Source organism: Salarchaeum sp. III, from assembly GCF_036418315.1.
Classification (GTDB): domain Archaea; phylum Halobacteriota; class Halobacteria; order Halobacteriales; family Halobacteriaceae; genus Salarchaeum.
Genome location: NZ_JAZHPG010000013.1, coordinates 1 through 15,381, shown reverse-complemented (window position 1 = coordinate 15,381; position 15,381 = coordinate 1). Strand labels below are relative to the sequence as shown.

The 15,381-nt window shown below is 64.3% G+C and carries 16 protein-coding genes; 6 read left to right on the top strand and 10 right to left on the bottom strand.

Translation table 11 applies throughout. From position 1 onward, the window contains the following. Window positions 1-8 precede the first annotated feature (8 nt). Complete coding sequence (locus tag U3A55_RS01695) at window positions 9-1,235, bottom strand: digeranylgeranylglycerophospholipid reductase (protein WP_330989790.1); 1,227 nt, start codon at window positions 1,233-1,235, stop codon at window positions 9-11. A gap of 154 nt (window positions 1,236-1,389) precedes the next feature. On the opposite strand from U3A55_RS01695, the gene U3A55_RS01690 reads away from it, so the two are divergent. Together U3A55_RS01690 and U3A55_RS01685 are read left to right on the top strand one after the other, a co-directional pair. Then, window positions 1,390-1,800, top strand: a complete 411-nt coding sequence (locus tag U3A55_RS01690; protein WP_330989789.1) for a hypothetical protein — start codon at window positions 1,390-1,392, stop codon at window positions 1,798-1,800. Window positions 1,801-2,008: 208 nt separating this feature from the next. Next, a complete protein-coding gene (locus U3A55_RS01685) occupies window positions 2,009-2,233 on the top strand; it encodes a hypothetical protein (protein WP_330989788.1) in 225 nt (74 codons plus the stop codon). A gap of 14 nt (window positions 2,234-2,247) precedes the next feature. Here the strand turns inward: U3A55_RS01685 and U3A55_RS01680 are convergent, their stop codons facing one another. Then, window positions 2,248-3,048, bottom strand: coding sequence for a hypothetical protein (locus U3A55_RS01680; protein WP_330989787.1), 801 nt, complete (start codon window positions 3,046-3,048; stop codon window positions 2,248-2,250). Between the two features lie 67 nt (window positions 3,049-3,115). Between U3A55_RS01680 and U3A55_RS01675 the strand changes: the two genes are divergently transcribed. Continuing rightward, window positions 3,116-3,439: an FAS1-like dehydratase domain-containing protein gene (locus U3A55_RS01675; RefSeq protein ID WP_330989786.1), complete on the top strand. Its 324-nt coding sequence runs from the start codon at window positions 3,116-3,118 to the stop codon at window positions 3,437-3,439. Between the two features lie 129 nt (window positions 3,440-3,568). Here the strand turns inward: U3A55_RS01675 and U3A55_RS01670 are convergent, their stop codons facing one another. Both U3A55_RS01670 and U3A55_RS01665 read right to left on the bottom strand, forming a co-directional pair. Further along, complete coding sequence (locus U3A55_RS01670) at window positions 3,569-4,441, bottom strand: 2-oxoacid:ferredoxin oxidoreductase subunit beta (RefSeq protein ID WP_330989785.1); 873 nt, start codon at window positions 4,439-4,441, stop codon at window positions 3,569-3,571. Then, the gene (locus tag U3A55_RS01665; RefSeq protein WP_330989784.1) at window positions 4,438-6,180 is read right to left on the bottom strand and encodes a 2-oxoacid:acceptor oxidoreductase subunit alpha; all 1,743 of its coding nucleotides are present in this window, start codon (window positions 6,178-6,180) and stop codon (window positions 4,438-4,440) included. The genes U3A55_RS01670 and U3A55_RS01665 overlap by 4 nt, the downstream gene beginning before the upstream one ends. A 272-nt stretch (window positions 6,181-6,452) precedes the next feature. Here U3A55_RS01665 and U3A55_RS01660 point away from each other — a divergent pair, with 272 nt between their 5' ends. Further along, on the top strand, window positions 6,453-7,085 hold the full coding sequence (locus tag U3A55_RS01660; protein WP_330989783.1) for a ferredoxin--NADP reductase: 633 nt from the start codon (window positions 6,453-6,455) through the stop codon (window positions 7,083-7,085). A 53-nt stretch (window positions 7,086-7,138) separates the two neighbouring features. Continuing rightward, on the top strand, window positions 7,139-7,660 hold the full coding sequence (locus U3A55_RS01655; RefSeq protein WP_330989782.1) for an NUDIX hydrolase: 522 nt from the start codon (window positions 7,139-7,141) through the stop codon (window positions 7,658-7,660). Here the strand turns inward: U3A55_RS01655 and mce are convergent. The 4 genes from mce to U3A55_RS01635 all read right to left on the bottom strand — a co-directional run bounded on the left by mce (window position 7,657) and on the right by U3A55_RS01635 (window position 11,809). After that, window positions 7,657-8,043, bottom strand: a complete 387-nt coding sequence (gene mce, locus U3A55_RS01650) for a methylmalonyl-CoA epimerase (RefSeq protein ID WP_330989781.1) — start codon at window positions 8,041-8,043, stop codon at window positions 7,657-7,659. The two genes, U3A55_RS01655 and mce, sit on opposite strands and share 4 nt — an antisense overlap. A 32-nt stretch (window positions 8,044-8,075) precedes the next feature. Then, entirely contained in the window at window positions 8,076-9,758 is a 1,683-nt protein-coding gene (locus U3A55_RS01645) for an acyl-CoA mutase large subunit family protein (RefSeq protein WP_330989780.1), read from the bottom strand. Between the two features lie 59 nt (window positions 9,759-9,817). Beyond that, the gene (locus U3A55_RS01640; RefSeq protein ID WP_330989779.1) at window positions 9,818-11,158 is read right to left on the bottom strand and encodes a permease; all 1,341 of its coding nucleotides are present in this window, start codon (window positions 11,156-11,158) and stop codon (window positions 9,818-9,820) included. Between the two features lie 78 nt (window positions 11,159-11,236). Continuing rightward, window positions 11,237-11,809: a GNAT family N-acetyltransferase gene (locus U3A55_RS01635; protein WP_330989778.1), complete on the bottom strand. Its 573-nt coding sequence runs from the start codon at window positions 11,807-11,809 to the stop codon at window positions 11,237-11,239. A gap of 99 nt (window positions 11,810-11,908) precedes the next feature. On the opposite strand from U3A55_RS01635, the gene U3A55_RS01630 reads away from it, so the two are divergent. Beyond that, complete coding sequence (locus tag U3A55_RS01630; RefSeq protein ID WP_330989777.1) at window positions 11,909-13,882, top strand: AMP-binding protein; 1,974 nt, start codon at window positions 11,909-11,911, stop codon at window positions 13,880-13,882. On the opposite strand, the gene U3A55_RS01625 is transcribed toward U3A55_RS01630, so the two are convergent. Next, window positions 13,879-14,313: an NUDIX hydrolase gene (locus U3A55_RS01625; RefSeq protein ID WP_330989776.1), complete on the bottom strand. Its 435-nt coding sequence runs from the start codon at window positions 14,311-14,313 to the stop codon at window positions 13,879-13,881. The two genes, U3A55_RS01630 and U3A55_RS01625, sit on opposite strands and share 4 nt — an antisense overlap. A gap of 25 nt (window positions 14,314-14,338) precedes the next feature. Further along, complete coding sequence (locus U3A55_RS01620) at window positions 14,339-15,028, bottom strand: hypothetical protein (RefSeq protein WP_330989774.1); 690 nt, start codon at window positions 15,026-15,028, stop codon at window positions 14,339-14,341. Between the last annotated feature and the right edge of the window lie 353 nt (window positions 15,029-15,381).

The window sequence follows — 15,381 nt, the reverse complement described above, 5'->3', positions numbered from 1 at the left end:
TAGCGGCGCTACAGGTAGTGTTCGGTGACGAGGCGCTTGAGGAGCGAGAGGTCGCCGACGTGCAGGAGTTTCGCGATGGCGCGCGGACTCCCGTTGTTCGCGGCGGCGAGCGTGCCGAGGTCCGCGTCCTGCAGGTCGCTGAGGAGGCGGTCGTAGCGGTCGTCGTCCGCGAGGTAGAGGAGGCGCGTCATCGCAAGTCGGCGCTTCGCGCCCGGAGCCACGTTCTCATGCCAGAGGTCGGCGTACGTCTCCATCGCCGCCTTCGACGTGTCCACGGTGCCGGTGAGGCAGCGGTCGGCAGTGATGGCGGCGGCGCGCGCGGACTTCATGCCCTTGTGGATGCCCTCCCCCCAGAGCGGGTCGATGGTGGGGACGGTGTCGCCGATGGCCATGAAGTTGTCCGTGCAGAGCTGGCCCGGCTCCTGGATGTGCGCGGACCCCCGGTGCTGTTTGCCCTCCAGTTTCGTCGCGTTCTCGAACCGGGGATCGTTGTCCAGCCAGTACTCGAGGTAGCCGTCGATGCTCATCCCCTCCTTCCCGCGCGTCTGGTAGGTCTCGCTCTGGATGTAGCAGAGACCGACTTTCGCCGTGTCCTCGCCCGTGTGGAAGATCCAGGAGTAGCCGCCGGGCGCGAGGTCGTGGTCGAGGCGGAGCATCATCGCGTCGTGGAGGTCCGCGTACCCGGGGTGGTCGACCTCGACGCCCTCCATCTCCCACTCGATGCCGATGGCCTGATTGTGGCGCTCCAGGTCGCTGACGCCGAGCTGTTTCGCGAGCGGCGCGGCGGGACCGGTCGCGTCAATGACGATGTCCGCGTACACCTCCTCGTCGCCGCTATACTCGACCCCAACGATTTCGCCGTTCTCCAGGATGGGTTTCGAGACGCGGGAGCCGAAGCGGTACTCCGCGCCGTGCTCGCGGCCGTCCGTGACGAGGAATCGCTTGAAGTCCGCGAACTCAAGCACCGCACCGGGCTGGTTCTGGACGAAGTGCTCGTTCGGCGATTCGAGAACGACGGTGTCGGTGAACTGCATCACCATGTCGTCAGGAATCCCGAACGCACCCATCATGGAGGGGAACGTCCCCGCAGTGGACTTATTCGATTGTCGCGGGAACTCGTCTTCTGGTTCGGTTTCGAGAACGAGAACGTCGTAATCGCGCTGGGCCAGGTCTCGCGCGCACTGCGCACCGGCCGGACCCGCGCCCGCGATTACAACGTCGAAACGCTCAGTCATACCCAGAAAAATTCCCGTCGCGCTAATCAACCTTTCCGAATACGCACGCTCAGCGCCCGTATTCCGATGTTTCGCGGAGAACAGAACGAACGGGGAGAGAGGAGTAATATCCTTTTCAGAAACAGTTAATACAAGAGAATTTATATTTTCTCGTATGACCGGGATGACGGTCCACCGGCGCGTCGCGGACCGCCGCGCGATAGCCGTCGGCGCGCTGGTTCAGGCGTTCGTGCTCGCCGGGCTCTACCTCCTCGTCGCGCCGTACTACCTCTACGGCATCGTCCCAATCGCCGTGGGTGCGTTCGTCGGCACCATCAGTCGTGCGTTCGAAACGGAAGGCGTCGATGGTGCGGCGGCCGTCGGCCTCGGGTCGTTCCTCGGCGTGCTCCTCGTCGGACTCATCTTCTGGCTGAACTCGCCGTTCACGGTGACGCAGACCGTCGACATCCTGTTCGTCTACGGGACGTGGACGACGTTCGGCGTCATCTGCTTCGCGCCCATCGCGGCGATCATGGGCGGCGTCACCGCGCAGGTCACCGCCGGCTACGGCGGACGGGCAATCTGAAAGGCATAGACGCTTGGAAGTGTCGTGATGGAGGGGGGTAAGTTCACCCACCAAGTATACATCTAACTCTAAAAATTTACCTTTGGTTTTAAGTAGAATAATAACTATTTTCTGGAGGGTGCCACGCCACCGCGACCAGAGTAACCTAAGTATATTTGCATTTATATTTTCATGGGTTTTTTATATTTATGGCTCCAATACAGAGATAATGAACGGAAATAGAAAAGCAGATGACGGTCGGAATGATATTTTACAAAGCATCGGAACCCTCGCTATCTCCGTATTTTTTGGAGCTATTGCCGGCGTCGGTTTGTTATTGATTTATGCAATAGTAGTTTGGCAGCTTCAGATATCACTTATTGGCTCTTTCCTAAGTGTAGCCACTGGGGCTGCACTTATTTTATTGGGTCTATACGGAATCTACAGAGCATGAGGTATTCCTATGACCTATTTGAAATATTGGTCGATAACATGGTGTTCTCCAACGGGCCCACCCAAGATTCGGGAGTACGCATGAAAGGTGTCTCCATCAACTGTACCAGTTGTCCACGTGAATTTACCGGTTGATTCCGAATAGAAGCTAGCTTCTTCAGGAGTTATTGTCTCCGAACTCCCAAGATAATCCACTCCGAAAAGTATAGATTGATACCCAGACCCGGTACTATGCGTAAGAGGGGTTTCAATTTCATCCACTCCGTCATATAGCCAAGTCATGCTGTGTTTATGAGTAGCGACTACGTTCGAACCTTGTAAGCCGAATATTGTCGGAGTCGCTTTCTGAGTTAGGGTATACGTGGCCTCTTTCCAAGAGCTCCCCCCGCTCCCCCCATCGGACGGTGGTTCAAGTGACCCAGTAGGCACTCCAGTAGACGCACTGCTTGAGGGCTTATTGGATATTTCTAAGTTTCGAGTGTGTTCAATAGTAGTCCCTAATTCGCTTTTGAGGATTTCGCTAAGCGCCACCCATTGTTTATCTGTAAGGCGTTTCTTAATTATATTCTCAAACTCTAAGCGCTTGGCTTCTGGGAGACTGGAGGACTTTTTGAACAACGACTTGGCAAATTCACGAACCTGAGGAGGCTTTGTTGGGTCGAACTCCGTATTTACAGAGTGTCCAGATCCAGAGCTGGCAGTGACCGTTCCAATCCCAGAAATCCCGACCGAAGAGACTCCAATCCCCTTAAGGATTCTGCGGCGGCTTACAGACGGCTTTTTACCTCCTGCGTATAAGTCTTCTTTTTGACTCATTCTATCTAAGAATCTCTACGTCGGTACTTATACTTTTTGATTGTATAGTAATAGTTATATTAGAATAGTGGAGGCGTTCGCGGAGCTCTCGCACGACGACCAGCCCGTTCACAGCGTCCCTGACGACCAGGGGCGACTGATGGTGCAGGGACTCCTCACCGCGACGCTCCCGACCGCCATCGGGTCCGCGCTCGGCGTGCTCGCCTACCACATGGACAACCACTTCCACAAACCAGTCTACACGGGCGAACCAATCACGTGCGAAACCACGCTTACCGACGTGGAAGAACGCGACGACCGCTACGACATCCGCGGCGAAAACGTCTGCACGAACGCGGACGACGAGGAAGTCCTCACCGGCTCGTTCGAGGGCGTCGTCTGGAAGGAATAACGCGGTCGCGCTGCGCGGAAGCCTGCACCAACAGCCTACCGCGAGCGCGTCAGCGCTCGCGGCCTTTTTGGTGCAGATTTTTGCGGTGAGCGGTGCGCCGAAGGCGCACCCGAACCGGAAAAAGGTGCGTTAGTAGAACTCGCGGACGAGGTCCATTGCGCCGTCGGGCGCGCCGTCGGTGTCGATGTCGGCCATGTTGCCTTCGACGCCGTGGGATTGTTCGTAGGACTGGGCGTCGTCGTCCTGGTAGAGGATGCCCATGTACTCCTTCTCGCTGTCGAGGATTTTGTCCTTCGCTTGCTCGCGGTCCGTGGGGTCGTAGTCCGCGTCTTCGCCGCCGAGGTCGACGAGGCTGTCCCGGAAGTAGTCGTAGGTGTCGACGTCGTTGAACGTCACGCACGGGCTGAACGTGTTCACGAGGCTGAAGCCGTCGTGGTTGATGGCTTCCTCGATGATTTCGGTGTGGCGCTGCGCGTGACTGCTGAAGGACTGCGCGATGAAGCTCCCGCCGGCGGAGAGCGCGAGCGCGAGCGGGTTGACCGGGGGCTGCTTCGAGCCTTCGGGCGTGGTCGCGGTCTCGAAGTCCGACCGGCTGGTCGGGGACGCCTGGCCCTTCGTGAGGCCGTAGATGCGGTTGTCCATCACGACGTACGTGATGTCGATGTTCCGGCGCACGGCGTGGATGAAGTGACCGACACCGATACTGTAGCCGTCGCCGTCGCCGCCCGCGACCATCACTTCGAGGTCGGGGTTCGCGAGTTTGACGCCCGTGCCGACGGGGAGCGCACGACCGTGAACGCCGTGGAGCGCGTACGACCGCATGTACGTCCCGATCTTCCCCGAGCACCCGATACCCGCGACGACGAACGTGTCGTCGGGCGAGTTCCCGGTGTTCGCGAGGGCTTTCATCATGCCGTTCATCGTGCCGAAGTCGCCACACCCGGGACACCAGGTGGGCTGCTTGTCGGACTTGAAGTCGGTGAATCTGACGTTGGAGCTCATGCTAGTTCCTCCTGGATGTCCGCGGCGAGTTCGTCCGCCTTGAACTGGACGCCGTTGTACTTGTTCACACGCTTCACGCGGGTAAGCGTGTCGTGCTCGACGAGGTCGGCGAACTGGCCGGTCGCGTTACACTCGACCACAATCACGTCCTCGGCGGCCTCGATGGCCTCACTGAGGTCGGGCCGCGGGAAGATGTAGGGGACGGAGATGAAGCGCACGTCCACGTCCTCCTGGTCGAGGTAGTCCATCGCCTCGATGAGCGTTCCCTCGTTGGACCCCCACGAGATGACGAGGTTGTCGGAGTCGGCGTCGCCGAACTCGCGGTAGGAGAAGTCTTCTTCCTCCTCGGCGGTGGTGACCTTCTGCTGGCGCTTGTCGACCTGTTCGACGCGCACGTCCACGTCCTCAGTACGGCGGCCGAGCTCGTCGTGCTCGAGGCCCGTGCTCATGTGCACGCCGCCCTCCGTACCGGGGAAGGCGCGGGGGCTGACGCCGTCCGCGGTGACGGCGTGCGGCTTGAACTGATCCTTCTCGTTCTGCCACTTCGAAATCTCGTCCTCGTCGACGACCTTCCCGCGGTCGATTTCGACCGCGTCCATGTCGAACGTCTCGGGGTCGAAGGTCTGTTCGGTGACCGCCATCGCGAGGTCGGCGGTGAGGTAGACGGGCGTCTGGTACTTCTCCGCGAGGTTGAACGCTTCGATGGTCTTCCAGAAGCACTCCGCGACCGTGGTTGGCGCGAGGACGAAGCGCGGAATCTCGCCGTGGCCGCCGTAGAGCATCTGATTCAGGTCGCCCTGTTCCTGCTTCGTCGGCATTCCCGTGCTGGGGCCGGAGCGCATGACGTTCGTGATGACGAGCGGCGTCTCCGAGGTGGCGACGAGGCCGAACGTCTCCGTCATCAGGTCGATACCGGGACCGCTCGTCGCGGTCATGGAGCGAGCGCCGGCGCGCGCGGCGCCGAGCGCCATGTTGATGGCGGCGAGTTCGTCCTCGGCCTGCACGACGTGCCCGCCGAAGTTCTCGATGCGGCCCTTGAGGTACGTCATCACGTCCGTCGCGGGCGTGATGGGGTAGCCGGCGTAGAACTTACAGCCGGCGGCGATGGCGCCCATCCCGATGGCTTCGTCGCCGTTCAGGAGGACGTAGTCGTTGTCCGTGGTTTCGAGGTCGAAGTCGAACGCGAGGTCGAACTCCTCCTCGACGTACTCGGCGCCGAGGCGCGCGGCCTGTTTGTTGTTCTCGACGATTTTCTCGCCCTTCCCGCCGAACTTCTTCTCGAGGGATTCGTCGAGGTTCTCGATGGGGAAGTCCGCGACGGCACAGACGGCGCCGAGCGCGACGACGTTGCGCATGATGGCGCCGCCCGCGTCCTCCGCGAGCGACTTGAGCGGCACGTCGAGGCCGGTGACGTCCTCGGGCGCTTCGAAGTCGGAGAACTCGGTGCGTTCGCCGTCGTAGATGATGACGCTGCCGTCGTGAAGCTCGTCGAGGTTCTCGTCGACGGTGCGTTCGGTGAGCGCGATGAGGATGTCGAGGCGGTCCACGACGCTGCGGACGTTGTCGACGGACGTTCGTACCTTGTATGCGGTGTAGCCACCTCGGATGCGGGACGCGAAGTCCTTCGAGGTGAAGACGTGCCGGCCGGCGCGCGAGAGCGCCTGTGCGAATATCTTGCCGGTGGAATCGATTCCATCGCCGGCTTCCCCGCCGATGGCCCAGTTCAGGTCCTCGTGCATGTGGTGTAGGCTTCCGAATCGCCCGGCAAAAAGCCTTCTGAACCCGGTGGCCGACGCGAAAGCGAGTATTGTGCGGATTCACGAACGATTACTGAACGCTCGTTCGTGTTTCTCCCAGTAACTGTCCGGTCCCTACCCGGACAGGGGTCGAAATACTGTTTCGGCCTGACTGCCAGGCCGGCGACGACACTCCTCGGAGCGGGCCGGTCGCGGACCGCGGCCGACGTAACCCCTAACACAACTGCTTTCCGCCGGCCACGGCAACCATCGGTATGGATACGACGGACGTGACGGTTCGCGCGGTTCGCGCGGTCGGCCCCGACACCATCGCCATCCAACTGGACGCGCCCGCGGAATTCGACGCGAAGCCCGGACAGTTCGTGCAGCTCGCGGTCACCGTCGACGGAAACGAGGAAGCCCGCCACTACACGCTCTCCTCGCCGGACACCGACGACCTCCTCGAGGTCACGGTCGGCGTCGACCCCGACGGCACCGTCGGCCCCTACCTCGAATCGCTCGAACCCGGCGATACAGTGGGTATCAACGGTCCGTTCGGTCACGCGTTCTACGAGGGCGAGCCCGCGGTGACGCTCGTCGTCGGCGGTCCCGGCGTCGGCCCCGGGGTCGGCATCGCCGAGCGCGTCCTCCAGGACGGCGGCGATGTCGCGGTCGTCTATCTGGACGACACACACGCGCACACGGACCGGCTCGCCAGCCTCGCCGACCACGGCGCGGACGTCTTCCTCGTCGGCGATAACCTCGAACCCGCGGTGGACGCCGCGCTCTCCGCGGTCGGCGGCCAGGTGTTCGTGTACGGGTTCAGCGAGTTCGTCCGGGAGGTCGCGGACCTCCTCGAGGAGCGCGGCATCGACACCGACGACGCGAAGATAGAATCGTTCGGGTAGCGCGGGGAACGAGCTTAAGTTTTCGCCGACCATTCCACCGTGTAGAGCCTGGCATGGAGGACTCCGAACGCGACGTGGACCGGGTGCTGGACCGACTCACGGAAGTGTACGGAGACATCCCCGTCCACCGCGAGTCGACGCCCGTGCCACGCGAGATGTACGTCGAGTGCATGAACGCCGCGGACAACGATGAACTCGGCGGTGTCCGCAGCCTCGTCTCGCACGAGAACGAGTTCCTGCTCGTCCGCGAATCGGACGACGACGCCTGGGACGTTCCCGGCGGCAGTCTCTCCCGGAACGACACGCACGCCGCCGCGGGCACGCAGTACGTCGCCGAACAGGTCGGTCTCGAGTGCACCGTCGTCGACGCGTTCGCGGCCATCAAACGCGAGTTCACGCTCGTGGACGGCGGCGAGGGCGTCACCGGCCTCTGGGTGTTCTTCGAGGCGGAGACGTTCGAGACCGACATCTCGCCCAGTTCCGGCATCGAGGAGGCGAAGTGGTTCTCGCATCCGCCGAACGCGGTCGGCCCCCATCTCTCACAGCGACTGTCGGCCGCGACCGGCGACGACTAGTGTTCGACGTACTCCACGAGCACGCCGCCCGTGTCGCGGGGGTGGAGGAACGCGACCGTGTGCCCCCACGCGCCCGCCCTCGGTTCCTCGTCCACGAGTGAGACGCCGGCGTCCCGAGCGTCCGCGAGCGCGTCCGCGATGTCGTCCGTGACGAACGCGACGTGGTGCATCCCCGGCCCGTTCTCCTCCAGATAGTTCCCGATAGTCGTCTCCGCCGCCGTGGGTTCGAGGAGTTCGAAGTAGGCGTTTCCGAGGTCGAGGAAGCAGACGTTCATCCCCTGAAAGGACTCTTCGTGGACGAGTTCGGCGTCGAACAGCGAGACGTACTGGTCTGCGAGAGTCGCGGCGTCCTGTGTGGCGACGCCGACGTGGTCGAGACGCATACGTCGACGTGGGGGCGGCGCGAGGATAAAGTTTAGAGCGCGGTGCCGGGCTGGTACTCACCGAACACGTCCCGGAGGACGTTACAGATCTCGCCAACCGTCGCGTACGCCTTTACCGCCGCGACGATGTGGGGCATGAGGTTCTCGTCGCCCGCGGCGGCCTCACGGAGCGCCGCGAGCCGCTCCTCGACCGCGTCGTCGTCCCGTTCGTCCTTGACGGATTCGAGCCCCTCGATTTTGCGCTTTTCGTCCTCCTCGGTGACCTCTTCGATGTCGACTTCGGGTTCGTCGTCCACCTCGAACTCGTTCACGCCGACGATGGTGCGCTCGCCGTCCTCTATCTCCTGCTGGCGTTCGTACGCCACGTCCTGAATCTGGCGCTGCACCCACTGCTGCTGGATGGCGGACAGCATTCCGCCCTTGTCGTCAACCGTATTCAGGAGGTCGAACGCCTCGTCCTCAATGTCGTCCGTGAGGGATTCGACGTAGTAACTGCCGGCGAGCGGGTCGATGGTGTCCGCCGCGCCGGACTCGTGCGCGAGAATCTGCTGCGTGCGGAGCGCCGTCCGAACGGACTTCTCGGTGGGGAGCGACAGCGCCTCGTCCTTCCCGTTCGTGTGCAGGCTCTGCGTCCCGCCGAGCACGGCGGCGAGCGCCTGGTACGCGACCCGGACGACGTTGTTCTCGATCTGCTGGGCGGTCAGCGTGGAGCCGGCGGTCTGGGTGTGGAACTTCAACTGCTTCGACTGCGGGTCGTCGGCGTCGAAGCGCTCCTCCATGATTTGCGCCCACATCCGGCGGGCGGCGCGGAACTTCGACGCCTCCTCCAGAATGTTGTTGTGGGCGTTGAAGAAGAAGGAGAGCTGGGGCGCGAACTCGTCCACGTCCAGGCCGGCGTCCAACGCGGCTTCGACGTACTCGATGCCGTTCCCGAGCGTGAACGCGACCTCCTGGGCGGCCGTCGAACCGGCCTCGCGGATGTGGTAGCCCGAAATCGAGATGGTGTTGAAGTTCGGGGTCTCCTGCGCGCAGAACTCGAAGATGTCCGTGATGATGCGCATCGACGGCTCGGGCGGGTAGATGTAGGTGTTGCGCGCGACGTACTCCTTGAGAACGTCGTTCTGGATGGTTCCCCGGAGTTCCTCGCGGTCGACGCCCTGCTTGTCGCCGACGGCGATGTACATCGCGAGCAGCACGCTTGCGGGGGCGTTGATGGTCATCGACGTGCTGACCTCGTCGAGCGGGATGCCGTCGAACACCTTCTCGAAGTCGGCGAGCGTGTCGATGGCCACGCCGGACTTCCCGACCTCGCCCGCGCTCATCGTCGCGTCCGAGTCGTACCCCATCTGGGTCGGGAGGTCGAACGCCATCGACAACCCGGACGACCCCTGGTCGATGAGGTAGCGAAAGCGCTCGTTCGTCTCCTCGGGCGTGCCGAAGCCGGCGTACTGCCGCATCGTCCAGAGGCGGCCGCGGTAGCCCGTGGAGTAGACGCCGCGCGTGTAGGGGTCTTCTCCCGGGAATCCGAGGTCTTCCTCGTAGTCGAGGTCGCTCACGTCGTTCGGCGTGTAGAGGCGGTCGACCGTCTGCCCGCCGGTGTCCGTATCGAACTCGTCCTTGCGCTCGCCGAACCGGTCGAGCACGGGGTCGAGGGTCTCCGCTTCCCACTCCTCCTTCGCCTCGCGGATACTCGCGAGGTCGTCGTCGTCGAACATACCCCGGAAGACGGGCGAGGTCGCCTTAATGGTTGTACGTTAGGGAACCGACAGCGCCGTCATTCGCTCCCGTGCGCGTGCCCGTCGTGCCCGCCGCTCCCGCCGTGGTCGCCGTTCCCGCTCTCCCCGCCGGTGCGGTGGAGGTAGTAGAGCGCGAGGAAGGCGGCAGTGGCGAGCACGTTGAGCGCGGCCTTGTAATTGAGTTCGATGGAGATGCGCTCGACGGTCGCGCTCGACGGGTCGGGGATGAGTCCGAGGAGGTCGAACGCGATGTGGACGGCGACGCCGGTGACGACCGCGGCGACGAAAATCATCGCGGAGAGGACTGCCGCGAACGTCGTGCCGTAGTACTCCCGGTAGGCCTGCATGATAGGAGGGATGACGAGGTCGGCGTAGATGTAGGAGAGCACGCTCCCGAACGGCAGGCCGCGCGTCCAGAGAATCGCGCCGAACGGGACGTTCCCGACGGAGCAGACGAACGTGACGATACCGACGACGGCCCCCAGGATGGCGGTCCAGACGACGTACGTGTACTCGCCGACGATGGGACCGGCGAAGACCGCGTGCCAGACGGAGTCGGGGACGAACCCGGCGATGAGGCCGGCGAACACGAACCCGATGGCGATTTCGTCCCAGAGCATCCCCCACTCCTTGAGTTGCTTATCGGCGAGCGCACGCCACCCGGAGAGCGAGGTAGCCTGCTCCACGACGGTGGTGTCGGCTTCTTCGGGGTCCCAGCCGCGCTTGCAGGACTCTGAGCAGAAGTAGTAGGTCGTCCCCTCGTACTCGATGGTGTGCTCGGTCTCGTCCGGGTCGACTTCCATCCCGCAGTTCGGGTCGCGGACAGTGGTGTCGTCCGACGCGTGCTCGCGCGCGGACTCGATGACTTCGTCGGGGACGAATCGGAACCCGACCGCCATCAGGCCGATGAGAAGGACGCCGCCGACGAAATCCGCGACGACGAACTCCCAGCCGAGCAGTATCCAGATGACGAACCCGATTTCGATGACGAGGTTCGTGGACGCGAACATGAACGCGCCCAGACTGGCCGCGGCGCTCGCGCCCTTCTTGAAGAGATTCTTCGCCGTGGCGATGGCGGAGTACGAGCACGAGGAGGAGACGAACCCGAAGAACGTCGCGGTGCCGAGCGAGCGAACGTCCGCGCCCTCCAGGTGCTGGGAGATGTCGTCCTCGGAGAGCCACGCTTCGACGCCGCCGGCGATGGCGAACCCGAGCACGAGCGCCCACCACGTGATCCACGCCATCTCGACCGCGGTCCGCACCGTCTCCTCCGCGCCCGTGAAGAGGTACGTATCGAGCGGTTCCGTCGACGCAATCGCACCACCGGCGACGATGAGGGCCGCGAACGCCACCAGAACGAGGTAGTCCCGTCGCTCCATACACGAGAAAAGGGACGCCCCGTTTACGCCGTTTGGGGCTCAGAATCCGAGACGAAACCCGCGGAAAACCCGGCGTCGTTAACCGCCGGTGTCGTACTTGTAGGTCGCAGTCTCGGAGTCGATACCGAAGTCCTCCGCGGTCTCCTGTGGCTCGCTGTCGCCCTCGTCGGACCGGAACCGCCGACGGAGCCGGCCCGGGACCGAGAAGTCATCGACAGCGAGCACGAGCGGAACGGCGTCCTCTCCCTCCGTCTCGCGGACCTCGGTGAGCCGCCGCACCAGCGGTTCGGGGAGCGTTGACTCGTCGACCCGCTCGAACCCGAACTGCTCCAAATACTCGGGTTCGACGCTGAGCGAATAAACGCGGTCGAACCCCTGGTCGTACGCGGACTCCACGAGCCGTTCGATGACGTGCGCGCCGACCCCGCGGTTCCGCCAGTCCGGCAGGACGCCGATGTTCGTGAGTTCGCAGACGGACGTGTCGTCGCCCGAGTGAACGCGGAGCCGGCCGAACCCGGCCTTCTCTCCCGTCTCCTCGTCCACCGCGAACACGTAGTCCCGGGAGCGAAAGGCGGGGTCCGGCATTCCAAACTCGTCGAGCCGGTCCAGCAGCCACACCTCCTCGTGTTTCTCCGCGGGCCTGACGTGCATACACGAAACGTCTGGCCCGCGCATCAAAAGCGTTCCTCCAGAACAAGAGGACCGCATCCGCCCCGACATTATAAGACACGGCCGGCAGAATTTGCGCGCATGGAGTCACTCGACGACGTGAACGAGGTCGTTCACGAACCCAGCGAGGCGTTCGCCGACGGCACGAACGTCCGCGCGTTCATGCGGGAATACGACATCGTGGACGAAACCGAACTCCGCGAGCGCTCCGCGCGTGACCTCGACTGGTTCTGGGGCGAACTCCCCGACTACCTCGGACTCGACTTCTACGACGACCCCGACAGCGTGCGTGACGAGACCGACGGCCCCCAGTTCACCGAGTGGTACCCCGGCGGCTCTCTGAACATCGCGCACAACACCGTCGACCGGCACGCCCGCCGCGACTCCGGCACCCGGAACCACGTCGCCACCATCTGGGAGGGCGAGGACGGCGAGGTCCGCGAGCAGACCTTCCACGACATCTACCGGGAGTCGAACCAGGTCGCGAACGCGCTCGAGGAACGGGGGATCGGCAAGGGCGACACTGTCGGCCTCTACATGCCGATGGTGCCCGAAGTCGTCTCCATCCTCTACGGCGTCTTCAAGGTCGGCGCGATTGCGGTGCCCATCTTCAGCGGGTTCGGCGTGGACGCGACCGCCACCCGCATCGCCGACGCCGAGTGTAGCGTGCTGTTCACCGGGGACGGCTTCCGCCGCCGCGGGAGCGACGTACACCTGAAGGACGGCGCGGACGACGCCATCGAACAGGCCGGCCACGTCGAACACACCATCGTCTTCGACCGACTTGGGAGCACGACGGACGACCTTCCGTGGGACGACGACCGCGACGAGTGGTGGACGGAGGCCGTCGAAACCCAGTCCGGCGAGTACGACACCACCGAGATGGCGTCCGCGGACGAGTCGATGCTCCTCTACTCGTCCGGCACGACCGGGAAACCGAAAGGCATCGTCCACACGCACGCGGGCGGCCTCGTCCAGCCCGCGAAGGAGATACACTTCAACTTCGACCACAGGCCCAGCGACCGCTTCTTCTGGGTGAGCGACATCGGATGGATGATGGGACCGTGGACGCTCATCGGAAATCACGCGCTCGGCGGCACCGTCGTGATGTACGAGGGCGCACCGGACTATCCCGACCCCGACCGGTTCTGGGACCTCATCGACACCCACGACGTGACGACGTTCGGCGTCAGCCCGACAGCGATTCGCGCGCTCCGCAAGCACGGCGACGAGTGGCTGGACGGCCACGACCTCTCCAGCATCCGCCTCCTCGGCTCCACGGGCGAACCCTGGGACCCCGAATCCTGGCGGTGGTTTCACGAGCACGTCGGGGGCGGCGACGCACCCATCATCAACATCTCCGGCGGCACCGAGGTCTTCGGCTGCTTCCTCGCGCCCCTTCCGACCGAACCCCTCAAGCCCTGCACGCTCGGCGGCCCCGGTCTCGGCATGGACGTCGACATCGTGAACAGTCAGGGCGAGTCAATCGCGGACACCGGCGAGCGCGGGTTCCTCGTCGCGCGCTCCTCCTGTCCGTCGATGACCAGGAGCCTCTGGAGCGGCGACGAACGCTACCTCGACGAGTACTGGAGTAGCTTCGAGGACCTGTGGGACCACGGCGACTGGGCGCAGAAGGACGACGACGGCTTCTGGTTCCTGCACGGCCGCGCGGACGACGCGCTCAACGTCGCCGGCCGAAAGGTCGGGCCCGCCGAAGTCGAGGGCGCGCTCATCGACCACGACGCCGTCATCCAAGCGGCCGCCGTCGGCGTCCCCGACGACACCACGGGCGAAGCCGTCGTCGCGTACGTCATTCTCGCCGACGGCTACGAGGCGTCGGACGCGCTCCGCGAAGAGCTGCGGGGACAGGTCGGCGAGGAACTCGGAAAGCCGTTCAAACCCCGAGAGGTCCTGTTCGTCGACGAGTTCCCGAAGACGCAATCGGGGAAGATCATTCGGCGCGCCATCGAGGGCGCGTACACCGGCGAGGACATCGGCGACCTCTCCAGCATCGAGAACCCGGACGCGCTCGCGAAACTGAAGGAAGCCCGCTAGAGGACGTCCGCGAGGTTTTCCGGGTAGACGGTCAGTTCGTCCAGAGACTGGATTTCGACCCACTCGACGGGGAACGTCTCGTCCAGCTCCGGTTCCTCGCCCACGAGTTCGTCTCGCTCGTACGGCCAGTCCTCGACCGTCTCTCCCTCGTAGAGTCGCCACACCTCGTGGCCGCGCTCGCCGTCGAACTCGAACGCGCGCTCGAACGTTCCCAGCCGTCGCTCGACGGTGAACTCGACGCCGAGTTCCTCCGCGAACTCGCGGACGACGGTGTCGCGGCTGTGTTCGCCGAACTCGAACCCGCCGCCGATTGGGCGGTAGAACGGGTCGTCGGTCGCGGGGTCGCGGTGGCGCGCGAGCAACACCTCGTCGTCGCGTCGGAGGACGCCGAGCGCGACCGGTCGAATGTCCCGCCACGTCTTCTCGGGCATGGACGCGAACCCATCCACAGAGCGGCTATAAGCCTTCGGGAACCCGGGTGGGGTCTATCGTCCGGGATTCGGGCGCGTCGCTCGTCGCGACGGCGACCGTGCCGGTGGCGTCGCCGTCGGGGAGAAGAAGCGTCGCCCCGGCGACCAGCGGCGCGAGGACGCCCGCGACGACCGTCCCGGGATACGCGAGTGGCGCGCGCACCGCGACGATGTCGTCACTGTCGTAGTCGAAGCGCCGGGCCGCGTCGAGGAGGACTGCGTGCGTGTACAGGTCGTCGGCGGCGAGTGCGACCGCGTCGCCGCTGAACGACACCGGGGGGAACGCGGGGTTCTCGCTCCACACGTCCCGCTCGAAGTGAGCGCGACTCGGGTCGTCCGGCCGTTCGCCGTACCCGACGTACTGTCCACCGGCGGGAAGCGACACGTCGTCGAGCGTCTCTGTCGGCCCGACGGAGGCGCGGGCGTCGACCGCACCGGTCGCGCCGAACCGGACGCGCGCGCCGAGGAGCGTCGCACCGAGGAACGCGAACACGGCTTCCGGTGCGCGGTCGTCCGCAACGGCGACCGTCGCGTCCTCGTGGACGCCGCGATGCCGGAGGAAGTTCCCCGTCTTGAACACCGTCTGCCGGAGTTCGCGCCGGTTGTACTCGCGGGGCGGCGCGCGGAGTTCCGTGGACTCGGGAAGGTCGTTCACGAGGTCGTACAGCGTCTCCATACCGGAGAAACGCGAGGGCGTCGCTTAAACGACCGTCCTTTGTGGCGAACACGACACCCACTCCCTGCTGTGCGCGGGTGGGTGGCGAGTTTCGCAAATCCCACGCACAGCACTCGTTACGTGATACCTCCGGTTGGCCGCCCGATAGTATTTGAAGGTACGGAGGGATACGGTGGGGAGCGGTGGGGAATCGGAACGGGGCGTGAAGCGGCCGTCGTCCCGACGGTGCCGCACCGCGCGCCGGAGGCGCGCGGGAGTTTTTCCCTCCAGCGTCAGAGCGACGCGCTGACTAGCTCCCCCTCGCTCCGCTCACGGGTTCCCCGTTCGCTCGTCCGGCGGCCGTCGGCCGCCTG

Coding starts and splice junctions, on each gene's coding strand:
- U3A55_RS01695 (WP_330989790.1), bottom strand. CDS start 1,235: ATGACTGAGCGTTTCGACGTTGTAATCGCGGGCGCGGGTCCGGCCGGT.
- U3A55_RS01690 (WP_330989789.1), top strand. CDS start 1,390: ATGACCGGGATGACGGTCCACCGGCGCGTCGCGGACCGCCGCGCGATA.
- U3A55_RS01685 (WP_330989788.1), top strand. CDS start 2,009: ATGAACGGAAATAGAAAAGCAGATGACGGTCGGAATGATATTTTACAA.
- U3A55_RS01680 (WP_330989787.1), bottom strand. CDS start 3,048: ATGAGTCAAAAAGAAGACTTATACGCAGGAGGTAAAAAGCCGTCTGTA.
- U3A55_RS01670 (WP_330989785.1), bottom strand. CDS start 4,441: ATGAGCTCCAACGTCAGATTCACCGACTTCAAGTCCGACAAGCAGCCC.
- U3A55_RS01665 (WP_330989784.1), bottom strand. CDS start 6,180: ATGCACGAGGACCTGAACTGGGCCATCGGCGGGGAAGCCGGCGATGGA.
- U3A55_RS01660 (WP_330989783.1), top strand. CDS start 6,453: ATGGATACGACGGACGTGACGGTTCGCGCGGTTCGCGCGGTCGGCCCC.
- U3A55_RS01655 (WP_330989782.1), top strand. CDS start 7,139: ATGGAGGACTCCGAACGCGACGTGGACCGGGTGCTGGACCGACTCACG.
- mce (WP_330989781.1), bottom strand. CDS start 8,043: ATGCGTCTCGACCACGTCGGCGTCGCCACACAGGACGCCGCGACTCTC.
- U3A55_RS01645 (WP_330989780.1), bottom strand. CDS start 9,758: ATGTTCGACGACGACGACCTCGCGAGTATCCGCGAGGCGAAGGAGGAG.
- U3A55_RS01640 (WP_330989779.1), bottom strand. CDS start 11,158: ATGGAGCGACGGGACTACCTCGTTCTGGTGGCGTTCGCGGCCCTCATC.
- U3A55_RS01635 (WP_330989778.1), bottom strand. CDS start 11,809: ATGCACGTCAGGCCCGCGGAGAAACACGAGGAGGTGTGGCTGCTGGAC.
- U3A55_RS01630 (WP_330989777.1), top strand. CDS start 11,909: ATGGAGTCACTCGACGACGTGAACGAGGTCGTTCACGAACCCAGCGAG.
- U3A55_RS01625 (WP_330989776.1), bottom strand. CDS start 14,313: ATGCCCGAGAAGACGTGGCGGGACATTCGACCGGTCGCGCTCGGCGTC.
- U3A55_RS01620 (WP_330989774.1), bottom strand. CDS start 15,028: ATGGAGACGCTGTACGACCTCGTGAACGACCTTCCCGAGTCCACGGAA.